The 22473-nt window shown below is 72.0% G+C and carries 20 protein-coding genes and 2 tRNA genes; 14 read left to right on the top strand and 8 right to left on the bottom strand.

All coding sequences use genetic code 11. The annotated features are described in order from the left end of the window. Positions 1 to 4: 4 nt before the first annotated feature. The 6 genes from FL583_RS15000 (at position 5) to FL583_RS15025 (ending at position 5924) form a co-directional block, all read left to right on the top strand. Positions 5 to 1618: a glycoside hydrolase family 43 protein gene (locus FL583_RS15000; protein ID WP_142705240.1), complete on the top strand. Its 1614-nt coding sequence runs from the start codon at positions 5 to 7 to the stop codon at positions 1616 to 1618. A 195-nt stretch (positions 1619 to 1813) separates the two neighbouring features. Beyond that, on the top strand, positions 1814 to 2605 hold the full coding sequence (locus tag FL583_RS15005; protein WP_142705241.1) for a fumarylacetoacetate hydrolase family protein: 792 nt from the start codon (positions 1814 to 1816) through the stop codon (positions 2603 to 2605). Continuing rightward, positions 2602 to 4098 (top strand): glutamate--tRNA ligase, encoded by a 1497-nt coding sequence (gltX, locus tag FL583_RS15010; RefSeq protein WP_142705242.1) that lies wholly within the window; start codon positions 2602 to 2604, stop codon positions 4096 to 4098. Before FL583_RS15005 ends, gltX begins: the two co-directional genes overlap by 4 nt. Before the next feature lie 109 nt (positions 4099 to 4207). After that, positions 4208 to 4279 (top strand) — tRNA-Gln (locus FL583_RS15015). Positions 4280 to 4316: 37 nt separating this feature from the next. Then, positions 4317 to 4389: transfer RNA gene (locus FL583_RS15020), tRNA-Glu, on the top strand. Positions 4390 to 5345: 956 nt separating this feature from the next. Further along, a complete protein-coding gene (locus FL583_RS15025) occupies positions 5346 to 5924 on the top strand; it encodes an LPXTG cell wall anchor domain-containing protein (protein WP_142705243.1) in 579 nt (192 codons plus the stop codon). A gap of 207 nt (positions 5925 to 6131) precedes the next feature. On the opposite strand, the gene FL583_RS15030 is transcribed toward FL583_RS15025, so the two are convergent. Beyond that, on the bottom strand, positions 6132 to 6818 hold the full coding sequence (locus FL583_RS15030) for an IclR family transcriptional regulator (protein WP_142705377.1): 687 nt from the start codon (positions 6816 to 6818) through the stop codon (positions 6132 to 6134). A gap of 65 nt (positions 6819 to 6883) precedes the next feature. Between FL583_RS15030 and leuC the strand changes: the two genes are divergently transcribed. From leuC to FL583_RS15045, 3 genes are all read left to right on the top strand, one after another. Continuing rightward, on the top strand, positions 6884 to 8296 hold the full coding sequence (gene leuC / locus FL583_RS15035; RefSeq protein ID WP_142705244.1) for a 3-isopropylmalate dehydratase large subunit: 1413 nt from the start codon (positions 6884 to 6886) through the stop codon (positions 8294 to 8296). 8 nt (positions 8297 to 8304) lie between these two features. Beyond that, the gene (leuD, locus tag FL583_RS15040) at positions 8305 to 8904 is read left to right on the top strand and encodes a 3-isopropylmalate dehydratase small subunit (protein WP_142705245.1); all 600 of its coding nucleotides are present in this window, start codon (positions 8305 to 8307) and stop codon (positions 8902 to 8904) included. Between the two features lie 244 nt (positions 8905 to 9148). Then, positions 9149 to 10246, top strand: a complete 1098-nt coding sequence (locus tag FL583_RS15045; protein WP_142705246.1) for an HU family DNA-binding protein — start codon at positions 9149 to 9151, stop codon at positions 10244 to 10246. A gap of 123 nt (positions 10247 to 10369) precedes the next feature. Here FL583_RS15045 and FL583_RS15050 read toward each other — a convergent pair whose 3' ends face one another. The 5 genes from FL583_RS15050 to FL583_RS15070 form a co-directional block, all read right to left on the bottom strand. After that, positions 10370 to 11311: an NUDIX hydrolase gene (locus tag FL583_RS15050; RefSeq protein ID WP_142705247.1), complete on the bottom strand. Its 942-nt coding sequence runs from the start codon at positions 11309 to 11311 to the stop codon at positions 10370 to 10372. Further along, positions 11308 to 12846 carry a CYTH and CHAD domain-containing protein gene (locus tag FL583_RS15055; RefSeq protein ID WP_142705248.1) on the bottom strand — a complete coding sequence of 513 codons (1539 nt, stop codon included), beginning with the start codon at positions 12844 to 12846 and terminating at the stop codon, positions 11308 to 11310. The genes FL583_RS15050 and FL583_RS15055 overlap by 4 nt, the downstream gene beginning before the upstream one ends. Positions 12847 to 12861: 15 nt before the next feature. Further along, positions 12862 to 15291 carry an RNA degradosome polyphosphate kinase gene (locus FL583_RS15060; RefSeq protein ID WP_420843145.1) on the bottom strand — a complete coding sequence of 810 codons (2430 nt, stop codon included), beginning with the start codon at positions 15289 to 15291 and terminating at the stop codon, positions 12862 to 12864. A gap of 161 nt (positions 15292 to 15452) precedes the next feature. Continuing rightward, positions 15453 to 15653: a hypothetical protein gene (locus FL583_RS15065; protein WP_142705379.1), complete on the bottom strand. Its 201-nt coding sequence runs from the start codon at positions 15651 to 15653 to the stop codon at positions 15453 to 15455. Between the two features lie 19 nt (positions 15654 to 15672). Then, a complete protein-coding gene (locus FL583_RS15070) occupies positions 15673 to 16467 on the bottom strand; it encodes a CofC family guanylyltransferase (RefSeq protein ID WP_142705249.1) in 795 nt (264 codons plus the stop codon). A 96-nt stretch (positions 16468 to 16563) separates the two neighbouring features. Between FL583_RS15070 and FL583_RS15075 the strand changes: the two genes are divergently transcribed. From FL583_RS15075 to FL583_RS15090, 4 genes are read left to right on the top strand one after another with little or no spacing between them, the layout of a single operon-like run. After that, on the top strand, positions 16564 to 17277 hold the full coding sequence (locus FL583_RS15075; RefSeq protein ID WP_205752153.1) for a lysophospholipid acyltransferase family protein: 714 nt from the start codon (positions 16564 to 16566) through the stop codon (positions 17275 to 17277). After that, complete coding sequence (locus FL583_RS15080) at positions 17274 to 18290, top strand: NAD(P)H-dependent glycerol-3-phosphate dehydrogenase (RefSeq protein WP_142705251.1); 1017 nt, start codon at positions 17274 to 17276, stop codon at positions 18288 to 18290. The genes FL583_RS15075 and FL583_RS15080 overlap by 4 nt, the downstream gene beginning before the upstream one ends. Beyond that, positions 18287 to 19396 carry a cystathionine gamma-lyase gene (locus FL583_RS15085; RefSeq protein WP_142705252.1) on the top strand — a complete coding sequence of 370 codons (1110 nt, stop codon included), beginning with the start codon at positions 18287 to 18289 and terminating at the stop codon, positions 19394 to 19396. The genes FL583_RS15080 and FL583_RS15085 overlap by 4 nt, the downstream gene beginning before the upstream one ends. Positions 19397 to 19429: 33 nt before the next feature. Beyond that, positions 19430 to 20521, top strand: a complete 1092-nt coding sequence (locus FL583_RS15090) for a D-alanine--D-alanine ligase family protein (RefSeq protein WP_142705253.1) — start codon at positions 19430 to 19432, stop codon at positions 20519 to 20521. A gap of 3 nt (positions 20522 to 20524) precedes the next feature. Here FL583_RS15090 and FL583_RS15095 read toward each other — a convergent pair whose 3' ends face one another. Together FL583_RS15095 and FL583_RS15100 are read right to left on the bottom strand one after the other, a co-directional pair. Then, positions 20525 to 21073: a DUF3515 family protein gene (locus FL583_RS15095; protein WP_142705254.1), complete on the bottom strand. Its 549-nt coding sequence runs from the start codon at positions 21071 to 21073 to the stop codon at positions 20525 to 20527. 2 nt (positions 21074 to 21075) lie between these two features. After that, a complete protein-coding gene (locus tag FL583_RS15100) occupies positions 21076 to 21309 on the bottom strand; it encodes an Lrp/AsnC family transcriptional regulator (protein ID WP_142705255.1) in 234 nt (77 codons plus the stop codon). Positions 21310 to 21441: 132 nt separating this feature from the next. Here FL583_RS15100 and FL583_RS15105 point away from each other — a divergent pair, with 132 nt between their 5' ends. Beyond that, on the top strand, positions 21442 to 22380 hold the full coding sequence (locus tag FL583_RS15105; protein WP_142705256.1) for a thiamine-phosphate kinase: 939 nt from the start codon (positions 21442 to 21444) through the stop codon (positions 22378 to 22380). Positions 22381 to 22473 lie beyond the last annotated feature (93 nt).

Here is a 22473-nt window from a genome sequence, read left to right on the forward strand (position 1 = left end):
CTCCATGGCAATCGAAGTCGCTGCCCCGCCGACCGTCATCACCAACCCGGTCCTCACCGGCTTCTACCCGGACCCCTCGATCCTCCGCGTCGGAGACGACTACTACGTCGCCACCTCGACGTTCGAGTGGTTCCCGGGTGTGACGCTGCACCACTCGCGCGACCTCGTGCACTGGCGCTCGCTGGGCGGGGCACTGGACCGGGAGGAACTACTCGAGCTGCGGGGCGTCCGGGACTCGGGAGGGGTCTGGGCGCCCTGCTTGTCGTACGTGGACGGGCTGTTCCACCTCGTCTACTCGAACGTCGGCACGTACGGTGGCGGGTTCTGGGACACGCCCAACTACCTGACGACGGCCCCGGACATCACCGGTCCGTGGTCGGCGCCGGTGCGCCTGCACTCGCTCGGCTTCGACGCGTCGATGTTCCACGACGACGACGGCCGCAGCTGGATGCTGAGCATGATCGCCGACCACCGGCCGGGCCGGGAGGCGTTCGCGGGCATCGCGCTGCAGGAGTACGACCGGTCGGCCGCGGCCCTGGTCGGCGAGCCGGTGAACATCTTCACCGGCACCTCGGCCGGGCTGGTCGAGGCGCCGCACCTCTACCGGCACGACGGCTGGTACTACCTGGTCACGGCCGAGGGCGGCACGTTCTGGAAGCACCAGGTGACGGTCGCGCGCTCCCGCACGATCGAGGGTCCCTACGAGGCCGACCCGGAGGGAGCGATGCTCAGCTCCTGGGGCGATCCGACGCTCACCCTGCAGCGGGCCGGTCACGGGTCGCTCGTCGCGACCCCCGAGGGGGAGTGGTACCTGGCCCACCTCGTCGGACGGCCGATCACCGAGCGCGGCCGATGCATTCTGGGACGCGAGACCGCGCTGCAGCGCGTCGAATGGAGTGCCGACGGGTGGCCGCGCGTGCCCGGCGGCGTGCCGCTCGACTCGGTGGTCGCGCCGAGGCTGGAGCCGCACCCCTGGCCGGCCGAGCCGGAGTGCGACGAGTTCGACGGGTCCGTCCTCGGCCCGCAGTGGAGCACGCTGCGCCGGCCGCCGTCGGACGACTGGCTGCAGCTGTCCGACGGCCGGCTGCGGTTGATCGGCGGCGAGTCGCCGGTGTCGCTGCGCGGATCCAGCCTGGTCGGACGCCGGGTGCAGCACTCGACGAGCGCGTTCGAGACCCGGGTCACGTCGACGCCGGGCAGCTACAACCAGATGTCCGGGATCGCCGCGTACTACAACACGCTCAACTGGATCTACGCCCGGCTGACCCATCACGACGGCCTGGGGACGGTCGTCGACGTACTGGCGTCCAACCGGGGGCGTCTGCTGCAGGCGTCGGCGCCGGTACCGGTCACCGACCCGGGTGCCGGCGTGACGCTCCGGGCCGAGCTGGACGGGGCCGGCCTGCGGTTCGGGTACGCGATCGACGGCGGAGAGCTGCGCTGGTGGCCGGAGACGCACGACGCCAGCGTGCTCTCGGACGAGTACGCGCTGGAGATGCTCGACTCGGTCGAGCGGGTGCAGGGCTTCACCGGGGCGTTCTTCGTGCTGTGGGCCCAGGACCTGACCGGTGGCGGTCTGCCGGCCGATTTCGCGTACGCGTCGTACGAAGCTCGCTGAAAGGTTTCCAGGCCCGCGCCGGCCCGGGGTGCTACCGCCATGCCTCCGGGCCGGTCGCGATCGTCGCTGCGGCAGTGGTGCCCCGCCGTGGCGCGCGCAGGGCCCCGACCCAGGCGGTGGGTCGGGGCCGCTGCAAAAATCGGCGCGCCTACTCGGGGTTAGGGTTGCGGCAACAACGACCCGAGGAGTTCAACCGTGCGCATCGCGCTCTTCGCTCACCCCGGCGGCCGGGCCTTCGGCGCTGTGGAGGGGCCGGCCGGAACCGACGATCCGGAAGCGCTGACGATCGCCGAGCTCGAAGGGGTGCCGTTCAGCGGCATCCGCTACACCGGCGAGCGCTGGGCGCTGGCCGACGTCGAACTCCTGCCGCCGATCCTGCCGAGCAAGGTCGTCGGCGTCGGGCGCAACTACGCCGCCCACGCCAGCGAGCTCGGCAACGAGGTCCCGTCCGCGCCGCTGCTGTTCCTCAAGCCGCCGACGTCGATCATCGGCCCGGGCGCCCCGATCCGGCTGCCGATCGACTCCAAGCAGGTCGAGCACGAGGCCGAGCTGGCGATCGTGATCGGCGGCCGCGGCGCCCGCCAGGTCTCCCGCGAGGACGCGCTCAAGTCGATCTTCGGCTACACCTGCGCCAACGACGTCACCGCGCGCGACCAGCAGCGCTCCGACGTCCAGTTCACCCGGGCCAAGGGCTACGACTCGTTCTGCCCGCTGGGCCCGTGGATCGAGACCGATTTCGACTACGCCGACGCCGGGGTGCAGGCGCTCGTCAACGACGTCGTCAAGCAGGACGGCCGCACGAAGGACATGATCTTCGACGTGCCGACGCTGGTCTCGTACGTCTCGCACGTCATGACGCTGCTGCCCGGCGACGTGATCCTCACCGGCACGCCGGCCGGCGTCGGCCCGATCGTCGCCGGTGACGCGGTCAGCGTCCGCATCGAGGGCCTGGGCACCCTCACCAACCCCGTCGCCAACCGCGCATGAAGGGAACATCCGTGTCCCGCGATCCGTCCGTCCGGGTCCGATTCTGTCCGTCGCCGACCGGCAACCCGCACGTCGGACTGGTCCGGACCTGCCTGTTCAACTGGGCCTACGCCCGGCACCACGGCGGGACGTTCGTCTTCCGGATCGAAGACACCGACGCCGCCCGCGACTCCCAGGAGTCGTACCAGCAGCTGCTGGACTCGCTGCGCTGGCTCGGCCTGGACTGGGACGAGGGTCCGGAGGTCGGGGGCTCGTACGGTCCCTATCGCCAGTCCGAGCGCCGTTCGATCTACGTCGACGTCGTCTCGAAGCTGCAGGAGGCCGGCTATCTCTACGAGTCGTTCTCGTCGGCGGAGGAGATCGAGGCGCGGCACCGCGCAGCGGGCCGCGACCCGAAGCTCGGGTACGACAACCACGACCGGTCGCTGACCGAGGCTCAGAAGGAGGCGTTCCGCGCCGACGGTCGTTCTCCGGTGCTGCGGTTCCGCATGCCCGACGACTCGATCGGCTGGACCGACCTGGTGCGCGGCGACGTCGTGTTCGCCCCCGGCACGGTGCCCGACTACGTCGTCGTGCGCGGTAACGGCGACCCGCTGTACCCGCTGGTCAACCCGGTCGACGACGCGATGATGCGGATCACCCACGTCCTCCGGGGCGAGGACCTGCTGCCGAGCACCCCGCGTCAGATCGCGCTGCACCGCGCGCTGATCGACGTCGGCGTCTCCGAGCGGGTGCCGGAGTTCGGCCACCTGCCGTACGTGATGGGGGAGGGCAACAAGAAGCTCTCCAAGCGCGATCCCCAGGCGAACCTGCTGCACTACCGGGACGCCGGCTACCTCCCCGAGGGCCTGCTGAACTACCTCGCGCTGCTCGGCTGGTCGATCGCCGAGGACCGCGACATCTTCACGCTGCGCGAGATGGCCGAGGCGTTCGACGTCCGCCGGGTGAGCCCGAACCCGGCCCGCTTCGACGCGAAGAAGTGCGAGGCGATCAACGCGGCGCACCTTCGTCTGCTGGCGCCCGACGACTTCGCCTCGCGGCTGGTGCCGTTCCTGGCCGGAGCGGGGTTGGTGGCGTCGGAGCCGACGCCGTCCGAGCAGAAGTTGCTCACCGCGGCTGCGCCGCTGGTGCAGGAGCGGATGCCGGTGCTCGGTCAGGCTCCCGGGATGCTCGGGTTCCTGTTCGTGAAAGACATCACTGTCGACGACGACGTGCAGGCGAAGGTCCTGGGAGCCGACGCCGGGCCGATTCTGGACGCTACGGTTTCGGCCCTCTCCGGGCTGGCGTCGTGGACCGCGGCGGACATCGAAGGGGCCCTGAAGGGTGCCCTGGTGGACGGGCTGGGGTTGAAGCCGAGGAAGGCGTTTGCGCCGGTCCGGGCGGCTATCACGGGCCGGACGGTGTCGCCGCCGCTCTACGAGTCGATGGAGCTGCTGGGGTCGGAGCGGTCGCTCGCCCGGCTCCGGGCCGCGCGCGAACTCGTCGCCGCCTGAACGCCGCCCGAGGGGTGGGCCGGGGCCGATTTGGGACCGGCCCGCATCCTCGGCTAGAGTTACTGACGTTGCGAGCGGATGACAGCCAAGCAGACGCGAGCAGCGCCATTGGGGTATGGGGTAATTGGCAGCCCGACGGTTTCTGGTTCCGTTAGTCTAGGTTCGAGTCCTGGTACCCCAGCTCAGCAGCGTTCGGACCGTCCCGAACGTTGTCCTAGGGCCCCGTCGTCTAGCGGCCTAGGACGCCGCCCTCTCAAGGCGGTAGCGCCGGTTCGAATCCGGTCGGGGCTACGCAGTACGAAGGGCAGGTCGCCGAGCGACCTGCCCTTCGTCGTTGCCGGCGCGTGGTTCGAGGCCCGGCGCTGATCCAGATCGCGGTCGGGGCCCCGCGGAGACATCGCTCCGGCGTGGGGCTGGGTAGCCCGCATGACGGGCTCGACGGATGGTGCTGGCGGGGCTGACGGAAGAGCACTCGTTCGAGGTTCGTGAGGCGGTGCCGTCGTCGACTTCGGGCGGGACTCGGGGGCGGTCGTGACACCGAAGTTGAGCATCGAGGGCAGGACTCATTCGAGCGGGTGGTCCTCGACTTGGAGGGCCGGCTCCGGGCGCGGTCACGGGAATCGGGCCGGCTCCGGGAGCACGGTCCCGGTGGCGGCAGCGCCCGGCGGCTGCTCGCCCGGGGCGGGCAACGGTGGGCGCGAACCTTGGCCGATGCGCGGTTCTTGTTGGCCGCGATGCTGGTCGAGCAACGGTGGGCAGCTTCGCTGGACCGATGGGTCCGCCGAGCGGGACAGCAACTCCGGGATGGCCGGGTGCCCGGCGCGCGGCGGTCGCCGACTGCGGCTGAAACCCGATTGCCGGCACGCCTCGGTGGTGGTTCGGGCGATCGAACGGCTCGACCGGGCGGGCCTCTTCGCTCGGCAGCGGCCAGCGGCGCAGCGCTTTCCAATGGGCCCAGGGCTTTCCGGTGCCCCGGAACAGGCATGGGGATCACTCGCCTCGGTGCTGAGGGGTCCGCGTGTCGTTTCGTGACACGCCGGGCGAATAGGGGTCGATTCGCCCCAGGTGGAGTTTCCTGCCCCGTCCGGCTCGCTGACATCAACTGTGTCCGATTCATCCTGTTAAATGGGCCATGACAGAGCCATGTACAGGTTTGAGCAAGGCCGTCCGGCCGGCCCGATTGTGGACAGGTAGGTGTTGATATGAAGCCCAGGTTCCGACGTCTCGCATATGCAGGCGCTGCGACCGTGGGAGCGGGGGTCGTCGCATTCGTTCTGGCGGGAGGGCCGACCGCGAACGCGGACGAGTGCTCCTCCACCCGAACGGCTCTCGCTGCCGAATGCACGACGGCGGCCCAGGCGGCCGCGCTGGTGGGGCGGCCGGGCGCTCCGCTCGCGGCCACGCCGAACGAGGCCAGCCCACCGGCCGAGGAGTCCGGAGCCAACCCCGTGCAGCCGGGATCGTCGACCGGCCCCGAGGTGCCCGAGACGCCGGGCGAGGAGTCGGGAGCCAACCCGGTGCAGCCGCAGGCGTCCACGCCGCCGGAGGTGCCGGAGACCACCCCGCCGGAGGAGACCGGCACGCAGCCGGTGACGCCGGAGTCGCCGTCGTCCTCGCCGAGCGAGACGCCGGGTGAGGAGAGCGGGAACCAGCCGCAGGTCCCCAGCAGCTCGCCGCCGGCCGGCCCGACCGGAGGAGAGAACCAGCCGCAGCTGCCGGTCACCGGCCGCAAGGACGGCGCCGCCCTGGGCGCCATCGGCGGCGCGACCGTCCTAGCCGGCGCCGGCCTGGTAGCGGCCGCCCGCCGCCGTCGCCGCACAAACTGACCCGCACGAACTGAACCGCACGAACTCACCCGCACGTACGACGAAGGGCCTCGGCGAAGCCGAGGCCCTTCGTCTTCCCAACAACGGTGGTGCCACCTAGCGCGTCCAGGGCGGCGCTGGCAGTCGAGCGCGCCGACGCCGTGGCATCAGCGAAGCGCCATAAGGAGGCGCGCTCGCCTGCCAGCGTCGTTCTGGACGCGCTCGGCCTTAAAGTCCCGACAACCGTTGGCCGGCGCGGATGACTTGTACCGCGTGACGTTCGCCCGGACGGCGGCCCAGGCGCTCGATCGGCCCCGAGATCGAGATCGCCGCGATCACCCGCCCCTGACGATCACGCACCGGCGCCGACACCGACGCCACCCCCGGCTCGCGCTCCGCGACACTCGACGCCCACCCGCGACGCCGCACTTCGGCCAGCGTCCGCCCGGAAAACCGGCACCGGGGCAGCAAGGGAAGCACCGACTCCGGCGGCTCCCAGGCGAGCAGCACCTGCGCGCCGGACCCGGCGGTGATCGGCAGCGCGGTACCGACCGGCACCGTGTCACGTAGGCCGCTCGACCGCTCGGCCGCGGCCACGCAGATCCGCTCGTCGGCCCTCCGCAGGTAGAGCTGTGTGCTCTCGCCGGTCGCGTCCCGCAGCTGCGAGAGCACCGGGGCGGCCGCGGTCAGCAACGCGTCCGGCGCCGCGTTCGCCAGCTCCGCGAGCCGCGGGCCCGGACGCCAGCGCCCGGCCTCGTCGCGCACCAGCAACCGGTGCGCCTCGAGGGCCTGCGCGAGCCGGTGCGCGGTCGCGCGGGGCAGGCCGGACCGCTCGACGAGCTCGGCCAGGCTGGCGCCGTCGACGGTGGCCTCGAGGATTGCCACGGCCTTGTCGAGTACCCCGACACCGCTGATAGTCTGTCCCACAAGACGAAACTACCATCCCACATCGCAGGAAGTCATGAGGTTGGGAGCCTGACATGGGCCGAACGCTTGCGGAGAAAGTCTGGGACGCACACGTCGTGCGTTCGCAGCCGGGCGAACCGGATCTGCTCTACATCGACCTGCACCTCGTCCACGAGGTGACCAGCCCGCAGGCGTTCGAGGGTCTTCGCCTCGCCGGCCGGCCGGTCCGCCGCCCGGACCTCACGATCGCAACCGAGGACCACAACGTCCCGACGGTCGACATCGACAAGCCGATCGCCGACCCGGTGAGCCGCACCCAGGTCGAGACGTTGCGGAAGAACTGCGCCGAGTTCGGCGTCCGGCTGCACCCGATGGGCGACGCCAGCCAGGGCATCGTCCACGTCATCGGCCCGCAGTTGGGCCTGACCCAGCCGGGCATGACCGTCGTCTGCGGCGACAGCCACACGTCGACGCACGGCGCTTTCGGGGCGCTGGCGTTCGGCATCGGCACCAGCGAGGTCGAGCACGTGCTGGCGACCCAGACGCTGCCGCTGCGCCCGTTCAAGACGATGGCCATCAACGTCAAGGGCAGCCTGAACGAGGGCGTGACGCCGAAGGACATCATCCTCGCGGTGATCGCCAAGATCGGCACCGGCGGCGGCCAGGGCCACGTCCTGGAGTACCGGGGCGAGGCGATCCGGAACCTCTCGATGGAGGGCCGGATGACGATCTGCAACATGTCGATCGAGGCCGGCGCCCGCGCGGGCATGATCGCGCCCGACGAGACCACGTTCGCCTACCTGAAGGGCCGCGACCACGCGCCCCAGGGTCAGGACTGGGACGCCGCGGTCGAGTACTGGAACAGCCTCCCCACCGACGAGGACGCCACGTTCGACGTCGAGGTGGAGATCGACGCCGACGCGCTCACGCCGTTCGTCACCTGGGGGACGAACCCCGGCCAGGGGCTGCCGCTGGGCGAGAACGTGCCCGACCCGGCCGCGATCACCGACCCGGTCGCCCGCACCGCGGCCGAGCGCGCGCTCGAGTACATGGGCCTCACCGCGGGCACTCCGCTGCGCGACATCACGGTCGACACGGTCTTCCTCGGTTCCTGCACGAACGGCCGCATCGAAGACCTCCGGGCCGCGGCCAAGGTCCTCGACGGGCGGCACGTCGCCAACGGCGTCCGCATGCTGGTCGTACCGGGGTCGATGCAGGTGAAGCAGCAGGCCGAGGCCGAAGGCCTGGACAAGGTCTTCAACGAGGCCGGCGCGGAGTGGCGGCAGGCCGGTTGTTCGATGTGCCTGGGCATGAACCCGGACACGCTCTCGCCCGGCGAGCGCTCCGCCTCCACCTCCAACCGCAACTTCGAGGGACGCCAGGGCAAGGGCGGTCGCACCCACCTGGTGTCGCCGCTGGTGGCCGCCGCGACCGCGATCACCGGGCACCTGAGCGCGCCCGCTGACCTGCCGCCGACGAGGAGCTGAGAAGAACGATGGAGCAATTCACCACGCACACCGGCACCGCGGTGCCGCTGCGCCGGTCCAACGTCGACACGGACCAGATCATCCCGGCGGTCTACCTGAAGCGGGTCACCCGCACCGGTTTCGAGGACGGATTGTTCTCGGCCTGGCGCGCTGACCCCGATTTCGTGCTCAATCAGCCCCAATACGCGAACGCGACCGTGCTGGTCGCGGGCCCGGAGTTCGGTACCGGATCCTCGCGTGAGCACGCGGTGTGGGCGTTGATGGACTACGGCTTCAAGGTCGTGATCTCGCCCCGGTTCGCCGATATCTTCCGGGGGAACTCGCTCAAAGCCGGTCTGTTGACCGTCGTTCTCCCGGAAGAGACCGTCGAGTCGCTCTGGAAGACGATCGAGGCCGATCCGACGACCCCGGTGACCGTCGATCTGGAAGCCAAGCAGGTGCGAGTCGGCGACCGCGTCGAGGAATTCGAGTTCGACGACTACAGCCGTTGGCGGCTGCTCGAAGGACTCGACGACATCGGCCTCACACTGCGGCACGCGGATGCCGTCGATGCCTTCGAAGAGAAGCGTCCGGCCTGGTTGCCGCGCACGCTGACGTCGGCGAAGTAAGGCCTTCAACCGGTTCGACACGGCCGGAATCCGTTGTTCGCAACGGATTCCGGCCGAATCTTTTTCGACGGCGAACAGCGCTTCTCACGCGTAAATCAGCTCCCAACCGCCCGAAACCGTTACGACACAACGAAATTCGTCCCTCAATGGTCATTGTGCATTCTCGAAAGCGGGCCTAACGTTCGCGCCGAGGCGTCCGGCCTGCGCGCATTCGTCCTAGGATGCGCACTTCGAGGGGGAACTAGTGAACAAGACCGAACTGATCGAGACGCTCGTGCAGCGCCTCGGCGACCGTCGTTCCGCGACCGCGGCCCTCGACGGCGTGATCGAGGAGATCCAGCGGGCGGTCGCCCGTGGCGACCGAGTAGCGATCACCGGCTTCGGGACTTTCGAGAAGCGGGTGCGGAACGCGCGGACCGCGCGCAACCCCCGTACCGGTGAGACCGTGAAGGTCAAGAAGACTTTCACCCCGGCGTTCAAGGCCGGGCAGGGCTTCAAGGACATCGTGACCGGCACCAAGAAGATGACGAAGGCGCCGGTGGCTCCGGCCGCGTCGGCGGGGTCCACCGGGTCGACCGCGGTCTCCGGCTCGACGTCCGCTCCGGTCGCGGCCGCGACCCGCAGCACCGGCACCACCGCCCGCGCCACCGCGACCCGCAGCACCACGGCCGCCCGCAACGGCGCGGCCCGTCCGGCGTCGGCCCGGACGACCGCCACCCGCTCGGTCAACGGCACCCCGACCCGCGCGACCAAGGCGACCGCGACCGCCACGAAGGCGGCCCCGGCCAAGACCGCGACGCGATCGACGGCCACGAAGTCGACGGCGAAGGCCACCGCCACCAAGGCTCCGGCCCGCACCGCGACGAAGACGACGGCCGCGAAGGCGACGGCGGCCAAGTCGACCGCCACCAAGGCCACCGCCGCGAAGTCCACCGCCGCGAAGTCCACCGCGGCGAAGTCGACCGCCACCAAGGCGACGGCCGCCAAGTCCACCGCGACGAAGGCGTCCGCGGCCAAGGCGACGACCGCGCGCGCGAACACCGCGGCCAAGAGCGCCGCGACCAGGGCGACCGCGGCCAAGACCACCGCGACCAAGGCGGCGGCCAAGACCACCGCGGCCAAGGCCACGGCGGCCAAGTCCACGGCGGCCAAGGCGACCGCGGCCAAGTCGACCGCGGCCAAGGCCACCGCCACCGCCACCAAGGCCACGGCCAAGTCCACGCCGGCCAAGGCCACGAAGACGAGCCCCGCCGCCGCACCGGCGAAGACCGCGACCGCCAAGGCCGCCGCGCCGAAGGCGACCAGCAAGAAGGCGAAGCCGGCCGGCAAGAAGAAGAAGTAATTCGCGGAATCCGACCGGGACACCCGGGCGCGCGACCTTCGAGACGTCGCGGGGAAGCGACGTTTCCGGTCGCGCGAGCCGGGATCTACGACGAACCGGGGTTCACACCCCGGTTCGTCGTTTTCAGCTCTCCGGACGAATCGACGCCAGGTAATCGGCGCGCACGAGCCGCTCGCCGGCGAAATGCAGCGCCCAGATGCTGCCTTTCCGGCTACGCAGATCGCCGTCGCGATGGGCGGCCGGATTGGCGTCGACCACCGCGTCGTCGATCTCGGCGAGCTCGGAGACCACGCCGGGAATGAGCCCGCCCTGGCTGCACACCGCGGTCACCCCGCCCTTGAGCGCGAGCTCGCGGATCCGGGCGACGACCACCGACGAGTCGTCCCAGAACGCCTCCTCGTCGAACACCGGGTCGGTGACGACGTCGAGGCCCAGAACGGCCGCGAGCGGCTCGATCGTCTGGCGGCAGCGGACCTTGTCGGCCGAGTGCACGCGCTCCGGCGAGAACCAGGGCAGCAGCTCGCCCAGCCAGACCGCCTGGGCCTGCCCGCTGGGCTCCAGCGGACGCTCGGCGTCGGGCCCGGTCCAGGTCTTCTTGTCGCCGGCCTTCGCGTGCCGCACCAGCAGCACCGAACCGGTGATCGGGGGTAGCGCGGCGAACGCGCGGATCACGGTCGCGTCGTGTTCGTGCGTCACCCGCTCGACCGCCTGCGACGGGCTCATCCACTCCAGGCCGTCGACCTCGTCGTTGCGGGCGAACTCACCGCCGGCGGCCCGCATGGCCCAGTAGTCGACGACCTTCGGCACCACGGCCGGGCCGTCGTGCTGACCCCGCGGCGACACCAGGTACGACGTCGACGGCAGCCGCGGGCCGACGACCGGCTGCAGCCCGGTCTCCTCGATCACCTCGCGGCAGGCCGCGGCCAGCACGTGCTCGTTGCCGTCGAGCTTGCCCTTCGGCAGCGACCAGTCGTCGTACCGCGGCCGGTGCACGAGCACCAGTTCGAGCCCGCCCGGCGCCGTCCGCCAGACGACGCCCCCCGCCGCGCGGATCTCCGTACTCATCGCAACCAGGACGTGAGTTTCGGCCGGTCGGTGCGTTCCCAGACCGGCGGGAAGTGGACGCGTGACTCGCGCACCGCCGCCCGCTCGCGCTCGATCAGCCGGCCGCAGGTGAGCACCACGTCGGTGTCGTCCGGATGGGCGGTCGCGATGTCGTGCCACTCGTCGGCGGCGATCGCGGCGTCCTGGTGCTCGCCGAGCACCTCCTGGACCTCCGCGCAGGCCTTGGCCAGCCGGGTCGCGGGCGCCCCGACCGCGGGAGCGACGGCCTCGGCCGCGTAGCGGGCGCGCTTGGCCCGGATCCGCGCGTTGTGCCAGGTCTCGTCCGGGTCGTCGAGCGTCAGCTTGCCCGCCTTGGACGCGAGCTTGTCCCAGACCACCTCGACCATCGACGGCAGCACCCAGACCGCACGCTGCTCGGCCAGGTCGTGGGTCTGGGGGGTGCGCACGGTGTCGATCAACAGGTCAAGCAGGGCCGGATAGCGGTCCGAACTCAATGCGGCGTCCAGATTCTCCAGCGCCCGACGCTGGCGGGTCTCGAGGATCGCGTCGATCCGTCGGATGGCCGTCTCGTCCACGGGCGCGAGTGGGTCGGTGTCAGCCGTCGACCGTAGCCGGGCCCGCAGGACTTCGGCGTCCCGGGGGCCGCCCAGGGCCGCGGCCAGCCACTTCAGTTCGGCGTCGAGCGGCGCCGCCCAGTCCGGGTCGACCAGCGGGCCGAACGTCCGGAGGTCGCTGCGCATCCGTCGGCACGCGACGCGCGCCTGGTGCACCGCGTCCTTCTCGTTCCGGCGCACGCGGACGTCGTAGTCGAGCAGCCGTCGGGCGGACCGGCGCATCACGAACGCGATCGCGTCGGCGGCCGAGGACTTCGGGGTGAGCTCACCGGCGACCGGCAGGTCGGGCGGTGCGGTGGCCCGGCGGCCGAGCGCACGCACCAGCTTCGGCGTCGTCGCGCCACCGGCGGCGCCGGCCGCGGCGAGCGCCTCGGCCGTCTTGCCCATCACGACGTCCGCGCCGCCGCGCGAGGACTTCCGCTCGACCTCGAGCTCGCGGAACGTCGTGCGGACGCCGGAGGAGTCGGCGAGCAGCCCGCGGCCCTCGGACACCTCGACGGTGTCGTCGACCAGCTCGGCCAGCGTGCCCTTCTTGTCGCGGATCAGGTACCGGTCGCGGTCGGTGCGCAGCGTCGCCACCGCGACCAGCGGCTCGGTGCGGACCCAGGCGGTGACCAGGCTGGTCAGCTCCAGCGGGGGAGTGTCGGCCGGGCCGTCGACCGCGATCTCCTCGCGGACGGTCGCCCCGGCCGCGGTGGCCCCCTTGGGCAGCTTCAGGTGCCAGGGCGGCCCGTCTTCCCCGGTGCGGTGGCGCAGCGTGATCCCGAGGCGCGCCAGGCGAAGGTCGGCGGTGTCGTAGTAAACGGCGGTGAGGGTCTGGCGACCCTGGGGCTCCACCCGGTGCCCGTCGCCGAGTGCCGCCGTCAGGTCCGGAAGGACGAAACGACCGTGGACGCCGAACTTCAGCTCTTCTTCGCGCAATGGAATCCGTTCCCGTCAGCCGATGATCCGGGTCAGCAGAGTTTCCTGGACGTCACGCAGCGGGCGGTCGGGCGTCCCCTGGCGGCGGGTCCAGGCGCCGTCGGGCCCGAGGTCGAAGCCGGCGGCCGACGCGGCCAGCGACGTGTCGAGCGTCGACCGGAGCATGCGCCTGGCCTGGTCGTCGGAGACCCGCACCATCGCCTCGACGCGCCGGTCGAGGTTGCGGTGCATCATGTCGGCCGAGCCGATCCAGAACTCCTCGGCCTCGGTGCCGGGAGCGCCGTTGCCGAACCGGATGACCCGGGAGTGCTCGAGGAACCGGCCCAGGATCGACCGGACCCGGATGTTCTCCGACAGCCCCGGCACGCCCGGGCGCAGCGCGCAGATCCCGCGGATGACCAGGTCGACCCGGACACCGGCCCGGGACGCCCGGTACAGCGCGTCGATGATGCCCTCGTCGACGATCGAGTTCGCCTTCAGCTGCATCAGGCCCGGCCGGCCGGCCTTCACGTGCTCGATCTCGCGCTCGACGCGCTCGACGATCCCGCGGCGGACGCCGTACGGCGCCACCATCAGCGTCCGGTAGTCGGTCTGGCGCGAGTAGCCGGTGAGGACGTTGAACAGGTCGGTCAGGTCGCGGCCGACGTCCGGGTCGGCCGTGAACAGGCCGAGGTCCTCGTAGAGCCGGGCGGTCTTCGGGTTGTAGTTGCCGGTGCCGATGTGCGCGTACCGACGGATCCGCCCGTTCTCGTTGCGGACGACCAGCGACGTCTTGCAGTGCGTCTTCAGCCCCACCAGGCCGTAGACGACGTGGCAGCCCGCCCGCTCCAGCGCCTTGGCCCAGGAGATGTTGGCCTGCTCGTCGAAGCGCGCCTTGATCTCGACCAGGACGACGACCTGCTTGCCGGCGCTGGCCGCGTCGATCAGCGCATCGACGATCGGCGAGTCGCCGGACGTGCGGTAGAGCGTCTGCTTGATCGCCAGCACGTTCGGGTCGGCCGCGGCCTGCTCGATGAAGCGCTGCACGCTGGTCGCGAACGAGTGGTACGGGTGGTGCACGAGCACGTCGCCCTCGCGCAGCGTCGCGAACACGCTGCGCGGGGTCTCACCCTCGGCGAAGCGCGGGTGGGTCGCGGGCACGAACGGCTCGTACTTCAGGTCCGGCCGGTCGACGCCGGCCAGCGCGAACAGCCCGGAGAGGTCGAGCAGGCCGGGCACCCGGAGCACGTCCTGCTCGGCGACGTCGAGCTCGCGGACCAGCAGCTCGAGCACGTGCTCGCTGACGTTCGCGGCCACCTCGAGCCGGACGACCGGCCCGAACCGGCGCCGGGCCAGCTCGCGTTCGAGGGCCTGGAGCAGGTCCTCGTCCCGGTCTTCCTCGACCTCCAGGTCGGCGTTGCGGGTGACCCGGAACAGGTGGTGCTCGACCACCTGCATGCCCGGGAACAGCTGCGACAGGTGGACCGCGATCAGGTCTTCGACCGGCAGGAACCCACCCTGCACGGCGACGAACCGGGGCACGTTGTCGGGCACCTTGACCCGGGCGAAACGCTCCGAGGCCTGCCCGCCCTCGGGGTCGCGGACGACCACCGCGAGGTTCAGCGAGAGCCCGCTGATGTACGGGAACGGGTGCGCCGGGTCGACCGCCAGCGGCGTGAGCACCGGGAAGATCAGCTCGCGGAAGAACCGGTGCAGGCGGTGCTGCTCGTCGTCGTTGAGCTCGGCCCAGTGCAGGATCTTGACGCCGGCCGCCTCGAGCGCGGGCTGGACGTCGTCGGAGAAGCAGCGGGCGTGGCGCTCGACCAGCTCGGCGCCGCGCTGGGCGATCAGCGCGAGCTGGTCGCCCGCCGAGAGCCCGTCGACCGACCGGACCGAGAGGCCGGTGGACTGGCGGCGCTTCAGGCCGGCCACCCGGACCATGTAGAACTCGTCGAGGTTCGAGGCGAAGATCGCCAGGAACTTGGCCCGCTCGAGCAGCGGCACCGCCGGGTCCTCGGCCAGCGCAAGCACGCGGGCGTTGAAGTCGAGCCAGGACAGCTCGCGGTTGAGGAACCGGCCGTCGGGGAGCGGCTGGTCGATCGAGGGATCTTCCTCGGCCAGCTGTTCGATCTCCTCGGCGAGCTCGGCCGCCGGTGGCACCGGGAACGTCTCCGGCGGCACGTCCCAGGTCGGGTCGCTGTCGGCCACCGACTCGACGCCGGACGCGGTCGCGTCCCCGGCGACCGCGGCCGCGGTCGACGCGGTGACCGCGCTCACGCCGGCCAGGCCGTTGCCGGGCTCGCCCAGGGTGCCCGCATCGAGCTCACCCGGGTCGGGTTCCGGGTCGGCCGGGGCCACGCCGGCGGCCGCCCGCTCGGCGGCCGACACCTGCTCGGCCGGCGGTTCGGCCGGGGCCCCGGCCGGGGCTTCGGCCGGGGCCTCGGTCGGGGTGCTGCCGTTCGGGATGGACGGGGAGGCGGTGCGGCCGCGGGGGGTGAAGCGGCCGTTGGCGTCTCGCTGACGGGCCGTCCGGGCCGCCGAGGCGCTGGTGGTCGCGGTGCTGTCGGTCGGAGCGCTCACGGTCCCATCCTTCCCGTTGTCGGGTGCTTCCTGTCCAGAAATCCCAATCAGCTCGGGAACGTAACGATCGTCACCGCGATCACGTCGCCGGTGGCGTCCCGTTCCAGCCGGACCCGCTGGCCCGGCCGGAGCAATCGCAGCCCGCCGGCGTCGAACGCCGCCGTGCTGAACGGAACGTCGCTGCCGTCGTCGAGCAGGACGCTGCCGTCCCGGCTATCCGGGGCGAAGTGGCGCACAGTGCCCTGGATACTCGTCACGGTGTTCACTCTAAATGTGGATCGGTGCGGTCCGCGCCGGGGTTGGTGCCTTCTGTCCGTCTGATGAGACCCCGATTTCGAGCAGCGCCGCGGTTCGAGGGCCCAAACCGAGGCTCCGGACTGCGTCGAGGTCGGCTGCGGTGTCGACGTCCTGCCGGAGCGACGGGACGACCAGCGAGCTCGTCAGGTCGAGCGCGCCGTCCCGGGCGTGGAGCAGCGCCGACCCGGGGCCGTAGGCGGGCTCCAGCGCGAGCCGCCCCGGAGCGGCCAGCAGCGTCGTGCCGGTGCCGGTGGCGTCGGGGACGAACGCGCGGGCGCCCAGGCGCTCGGCCGCGCGCAGGGCGGCGTCCAGATCTGTGCTTTTCAGGGCGGGCAGGTCCGCGCCGACGGACGCGGTGCCGGCCCGGCCGCGACCGTCGGTCGCGCTCAACAGGGCCGCGACCGAGGCCCCCTGCCGCAGTGCGGCGTTGAGGCCGTCGGCCGGTGCGTCGCGGACGCAGACCGCGCCGAGGTCGCCGAGCGCGGCCGTCGCCACCGGATCGTCGGTCACCACGACGACGCGGTCGACGCGGACGGCGCCGAGCAGGGCCGTGACCGTGTCGAGCGCCATCGCGAGCGCGATCGCCGCGTGCCAGTCGGCGTCACCGTCGCCGGGCAGGCCGAAATCGCCGTCCAGCGCGCCGAACGGGTCCGGGCCGCTGAGGTAGTAGGCGGACAGCGCGGCGGCCGCCGGGAGCGTCGCACGCAGCCGGCTCTTGGCCAGACCCAGAGGCTTGACCGGCGTCACGATCGACCATCCCGTCACAGCTCCATCCTCACACCATTCAGAAATAAGGCCCGCGTGCGGCGTAGGGTGAGGTTTCTTGCAGGGTGCGGCAGAGGGCGAGGAGGCGGCACTGCGGTGCGCCGGGGATTTTGGCTTCGTTTCGCGGAGGTCATCCTTCGACCCCTGCTTCTCCTGTTCACCAAGCGGACGTGGCTCGGGTACGAGAACGTCCCGGCCACCGGGCCGGCGATCTTCGTCGCGAACCACACCTCGTTGGCCGACCCGCTGGTCATCGCCCACTTCCTGTACGACCGGCCGCGCGAGATGCGGGTGCTGGTGAAGTCGAGCCTGTTCTCGGTGCCGCTGGTCGGCACCGTGCTCCGGTCGTCCGGCCAGATCCCGGTGTACCGGAAGACCCGTAACGCGGGCGAGGCGCTGCAGACCGCCGCCGCCCGCATCCGCGCCGGGGAAGCCCCGCTGATCTATCCGGAGGGCACCGTCACCCGCGACCCCGATCTGTGGCCGATGCAGGGCAAGACCGGCGCGGCCCGGCTGTTCCTGGACACCGGGGCCCCGGTGATCCCGATCGTGCAGTGGGGCGCGCACGCGCTGCACGACTACCGCAACGGGAAGATCCGGCTCCGGCCGCGCACCCCGGTCACCGTGTCGGCGGGCCCGCCGGTCGACCTGTCCGCGTACGAGGGCGCGCCGCCGAGCGGCGCGGTACTGAAGGAGATCACCGACGTGATCATGCGGCGGTTGCGGGACGACCTGGCCGAAGTCCGCGGCGAACCGGCGCCGACCGGCCCGCTGTACGACCCCGAGGCCGCCCAGGGTCTGGCCCAGTGAGCGCGGACGCGGTGCGGGCCGCGGTCCTCGGCGCCGGGTCGTGGGGCACCGCGTACGGCAAGGTGCTGGCCGACGCCGGGTGCGAGGTGAAGGTCTGGGCCCGCCGCCCCGAGCTGGCCGAGTCGCTCAACGCGACCCGGGAGAACGGCGACTACCTGCCCGGCGTCCGGCTGCCCGACCGGCTCACCGCCACCGCCGACCACGAGGAGGCGCTGTCCGGCGCCGACCTGGTGATCCTCGCGGTCCCCTCGCAGTCGCTCCGGGCCAACCTGGAGCACTGGGTCGACGCCCTGGGCGACGACTCGACGCTGGTCAGCCTGGCCAAGGGCGTCGAGCTCGGCACGCACAAGCGGATGACCGAGGTGATCGTCGAGGTCACCGGGGTGCCGGCGGGCCGGGTCGCGGTGGTGTCGGGGCCGAACCTGGCCAAGGAGATCGCGTCCGAGCAGCCGGCCGCGACCGTCGTCGCGTCGACCGACACGGCCCGGGCCGAGCTGCTGCAGCGGGCGTCGACGACGTGGTACCTGCGGCCGTACACGAACTCCGACGTCGTCGGGTGCGAGCTCGGCGGCGCGGTGAAGAACGTCATCGCGCTGGCCGCCGGGATGGCCGAGGGGATGGGGTTCGGCGACAACACCAAGGCCTCGCTGATCACCCGCGGGCTGGCCGAGACCGCGCGGCTCGGCGTCGCGCTCGGGGCCGACCCGCTGACGTTCGCCGGGCTGGCCGGGCTCGGCGACCTGGTCGCGACCTGCACGTCCCCGCTCTCCCGCAACCGGACGCTGGGCGAGCGGCTGGGCCGGGGCGAGACGCTCGAGCAGGCGGTGGCGCACACCAAGCAGACCGCCGAGGGCGTGAAGTCGTGCCTGTCGATCTCCGAGCTGGCCGCCGCGGCCGGGGTGGAGATGCCGATCACCGAGCAGGTCGTGCAGGTGTGCCACGAGGGCATCGCGCCCGCCGTCGCCATGAAGTACCTGATGCGACGCGAGCCGAAGCCGGAGCGCCGGTCGTGAGCGTCCCCGGCGACGGAACGCTCGCGTCGCACGCCGGAGAGCGGGACGCGGTGGCGGGGGAGCCGGCCCGGCCCGGGCCGGTGCTGTCCTCGATCTTCCACCTCGGGCCCGGGGCCAGCGACAGCTACGGCCGGGCCGACAACCCGACCTACCGCGACCTCGAGCGGGCGATCGGCGAGCTCGAGGGCGGTGGCGTCTACACGACCGCGTTCGCGTCCGGCATGGCGGCGATCTCCGCGGTCCTGTTCGGACTGCTGACGGCCGGCGACACGGTCGTGATCCCGTCGGACGGCTACTACGCGACCCGGCCGCTGGCCCTCGACCGGTTGGACGCGCTCGGCGTGACCGTCCGGCAGGCGCCGACCCCCGGGCCGTACTCGCTCGACGGCGCGGCCCTGGTGCTGCTGGAGACGCCCAGCAACCCCGGTATGGACGTCTGCGACCTGGCCGCCGTCTGTGCCGAGGCCCACGCGGCCGGTGCGCTGGTCGCGGTCGACAACACCACGGCGACGCCCCTCGGGCAACGTCCGCTCGACTTCGGCGCCGACCTGGTGCTGGCCAGCGACACCAAGGCGCTCTCCGGGCACGGTGATCTGCTGATCGGCCACGTCAGCACCCGGGACGAAGCGCTCGCCGGGCGGATCCGGCAGTGGCGGTCGTGGACCGGCGCGATCCCCGGGCCGTTCGAGGCCTGGCTGGCGCTGCGGTCGCTGGCGACGCTGGATCTGCGTCTCGAGCGGCAGGCGTCGAACGCGTTGGCGGTGGCGTCGCTGCTGGCCGCGCGGCCCGAGGTGTCCGCGGTGCGCTACCCAGGGCTTCCGGACGACCCCGCCCATCCGGTCGCGTCGAAGCAGATGCGCCGGTTCGGGGGCGTGCTCTCGGCCGTGCTGCCCGATGCGGCGTTCGTCGAGCGGATGCTGGCCGCGTCCCGGCTCGCCGCCGCGGTGACGAGCTTCGGGGACGTCCGCACCGGCATCGATCGGCGGGCGCAGTGGGGCGGTGACGTCGTTCCGGAGGGATTCGTCCGGATCTCTTGTGGAATCGAGGACACGGCCGATCTGGTGGCCGACCTCACGGTCGCCTTGGACGCCGCTCTCGCCGGGTGATACCGCTGGCGCCCGACCGGTAGGGTCTGCCGGGTGACGAGCAAGCTCCGCGTCGCCGTGGTCTTCGGCGGACGCAGTACCGAGCACGAAATCTCCTGCGTGAGCGGGGGAGCCGTGCTGGCCGGCCTCGACCGGGACGAGTTCGACGTGATCCCGGTCGGCATCACGCGAGAGGGCCGCTGGGTGCTGGCCCCCGACGACCCGGCCGCGCTGCGCGCCTCCGGCCGGGAGCTACCCACGGTCAAGGACGGCGCCGACGTGGTGCTGCCCGGCGACCCGACCCGGGGCGGCCTGATCGTCGCCGAGCCGTCGCGCGGTGGCGAGGTGCTCGAAGGCGTCGACGTCGTGTTCCCGGTGCTGCACGGGCCGTACGGGGAAGACGGCACGATCCAGGGCCTGCTCGAGATGGCCGGGCTGCCGTACGTCGGGTCGGGCGTCTTCGCGTCGGCCGCGGCGATGGACAAGGAGTACACGAAGAAGCTGCTCGCGGCCGAGGGTCTGGCGGTCGGCGACTACGTGGTGCTCCGCGACGGCGGCTCGCTCTCCGACGAGCAGAAGAACCGCCTCGGGCTGCCGGTGTTCGTGAAGCCCGCCCGCGGCGGGTCGAGCATCGGCATCACCCGGGTCACCGACTGGTCGCAGCTCGACGCGGCGCTCGACGCGGCGCGCGCCACCGACCCGAAGGTGCTGGTCGAGGCCGCGGTCGTCGGGCGCGAGGTCGAGTGCGGCGTGCTCGAGGGCGAGTTCGGCGGGCCGCCCGAGGCGTCGCTCCCGGCCGAGATCCGCCTGGTGAGCCCGGATCACGACTGGTACGACTTCGAGGCCAAGTACCTCGACGACGCCTGCGAGTTCGACATCCCGGCCGGCCTGCCGTCCGACGTGACGGCCGCGCTGCGGAACGCGGCCGGGCGGGCGTTCACGGCCCTCGGCTGTGCCGGGCTGGCTCGCGTCGACTTCTTCGTGACGCCCGACGGCGGGCTGATCGTCAACGAGATCAACACGATGCCGGGCTTCACGCCGATCTCGATGTTCCCCCGCATGTGGGCCGAGACCGGTCTCCCGTTCGACAAGCTGGTCGGCCGCCTGGTGCGGACCGCGGTCGCCCGCGGCTCCGGGCTGCGCTGACGACTACTTGGCGGCGGGGACGGAGTCGGTGATCGGCGCGCTCAGGGGGCCCACCAGCGACTGGGGCTGCCCGACGTTGTACGGGGCGGGCAGCCGGACGTCGATCGCCACGCTGAGGTTCAGCGCGCGCAGCCAGGTCACCTTGTTCCCCTCGGTGACCAGCCAGGACACGCCGTTGATGGTGAGCACCTGGCCGGCGCTGCCGGCCGTCGTCGCCGGCTTGCCGACGCCGCAGCGCAGCACGATCGCCGGGTCGCCCCAGACCGCGGCCCGCTCGACCGCCGACTTCGGGTTCACCGGGCGGCTGGCGTGCTCGCCCAGCGTCGTAGGCAGGTTCGCGAGCAGCGCCCGGCAGACGGTCTCGGTCTGCTCGGTCACCGTCGTGTCGGAACTCAGATCGACGGTGACCGGGCCGGTCGCGGCCGGCTCGTCGTCGTCGGCGAACCCGCCCGACAGCCAGAACCAGCCCAGACCGGCGAGCAGCGCCAGCGGCAACGCGATGAGCGTCGCGGTGACCGCGGCCCGGCTTCGCTCGGAGGTAGCGGTGGCCATCGTCAGAGATGCACGACCGAGCAGGTCAGCGTGCGCGTGATGCCGGCGACGCTCTGCACCTTGCTGACGACCAGCGAACCCAGCTCGTCGACCGTGTCGGCCTGCGTCAGCACGATGACGTCGTACGGCCCGGTGACCGCGTCCACCTGGACGACGCCGGGAAGGTCGCTGACCGTTGCGGCAACATCCCGGGCCTTGCCGACCTCGGTCTGGATGAGGATGTATGCCTGGACCACGGACACGCTCCCTGTAAGGCCGTTCGACACCGTCCGTGCCGGAACGACGGATGGTAGGACGGGTGCACGCTACCGCAGGCTGCGGCAGCTCACGGCGGGGGCGGGCATCCGGGTGAGTGAGGGGTGGGCGCGGTGACCGTGTCGGACATCGGGGAGGCCGGACTCCTGGAGCGGGTGTTCCCCCGGCTGCCGGAGAGCCGGGTGACGCTGCTGGGGCCGGGCGACGACGCGGCGCTGGTGGCGGTCCGCGGCGGCCGGGTCGTGGCGACCACCGACGTCTTGGTCGAAGGCCGGCACTTTCGGCAGGACTGGTCGTCGCCGCGGGACGTCGGACGCAAGGCCGCGGCCCAGAACCTGGCCGACGTCGCCGCGATGGGCGGCATCGGGACCGCGCTGCTGATCGGTCTGGCGCTGCCCGGCGACACCGAGACGGCCTGGGTCGACGCGTTCTACGACGGCCTGCGCGAGGAGTGCGAGCTGGTCGGCGCCGGTGTCGTCGGCGGCGATCTGGTGCGGACCGACCACGGCATCACGATCGCGGTGACCGCGCTCGGCTCGATGCGCGGCCGCGAGCCGGTCACCCGGTCGGGCGCGAAGCCGGGGGACGTCGTCGCGATCGCCGGGCGGGTGGGCTGGTCGGCGGCCGGGCTGGCGGTGCTCTCCCGGGGCTTTCGCACCCCGCGGGCGCTCGTCGACGCGCACCGGTTCCCGGTCGTGCCCTACGCGGCCGGTCCGGCGGCGGCCGATCTCGGCGCGACCGCGATGTGTGACGTCAGCGACGGGCTCGTCGCCGACCTGCGGGCGATCGCGGTCGCCAGCGGCGTCTCGATCGAGATCACGACCGACGTGCTCGAGGTGACGCCACAGATGCGTGACGCGGCGACCGCGCTCGGTGTCGACCCGGTGCGCTGGCTGCTGGATGGGGGCGAGGATCACGCGTTGATCGCGTCGTTTCCCGCCGGAACCGAATTGCCCGCCCCATGGCTGACGCTCGGCCGGGTGGTGCGCGGTCGGGGCGTTTATGTCGACGGCCAGCCCAGCTCTGACCAGGGCTTCGATCACTTCCGCTGAGTTCGCCCCACCCCTCGCGTGACCTTCGTCTCAAGAGACCGCTATGGTCGCCGATGGGTAATTTGGGCGTTTTTGTGTTCTGGGGTTGGTGGA

It is taken from the genome of Cryptosporangium phraense, from assembly GCF_006912135.1.
Classification (GTDB): Bacteria; Actinomycetota; Actinomycetes; order Mycobacteriales; family Cryptosporangiaceae; genus Cryptosporangium; species Cryptosporangium phraense.

What these genes read in the sequence shown, in the direction of transcription:
- FL583_RS15050 (WP_142705247.1), bottom strand. Translation starts at nt 11,311, where the DNA reads ATGAGTACGGAGATCCGCGCGGCGGGGGGCGTCGTCTGGCGGACGGCG.
- gltX (WP_142705242.1), top strand. Translation starts at nt 2,602, where the DNA reads ATGAAGGGAACATCCGTGTCCCGCGATCCGTCCGTCCGGGTCCGATTC.
- FL583_RS15000 (WP_142705240.1), top strand. Translation starts at nt 5, where the DNA reads ATGGCAATCGAAGTCGCTGCCCCGCCGACCGTCATCACCAACCCGGTC.
- FL583_RS15095 (WP_142705254.1), bottom strand. Translation starts at nt 21,073, where the DNA reads ATGGCCACCGCTACCTCCGAGCGAAGCCGGGCCGCGGTCACCGCGACG.
- leuD (WP_142705245.1), top strand. Translation starts at nt 8,305, where the DNA reads ATGGAGCAATTCACCACGCACACCGGCACCGCGGTGCCGCTGCGCCGG.
- leuC (WP_142705244.1), top strand. Translation starts at nt 6,884, where the DNA reads ATGGGCCGAACGCTTGCGGAGAAAGTCTGGGACGCACACGTCGTGCGT.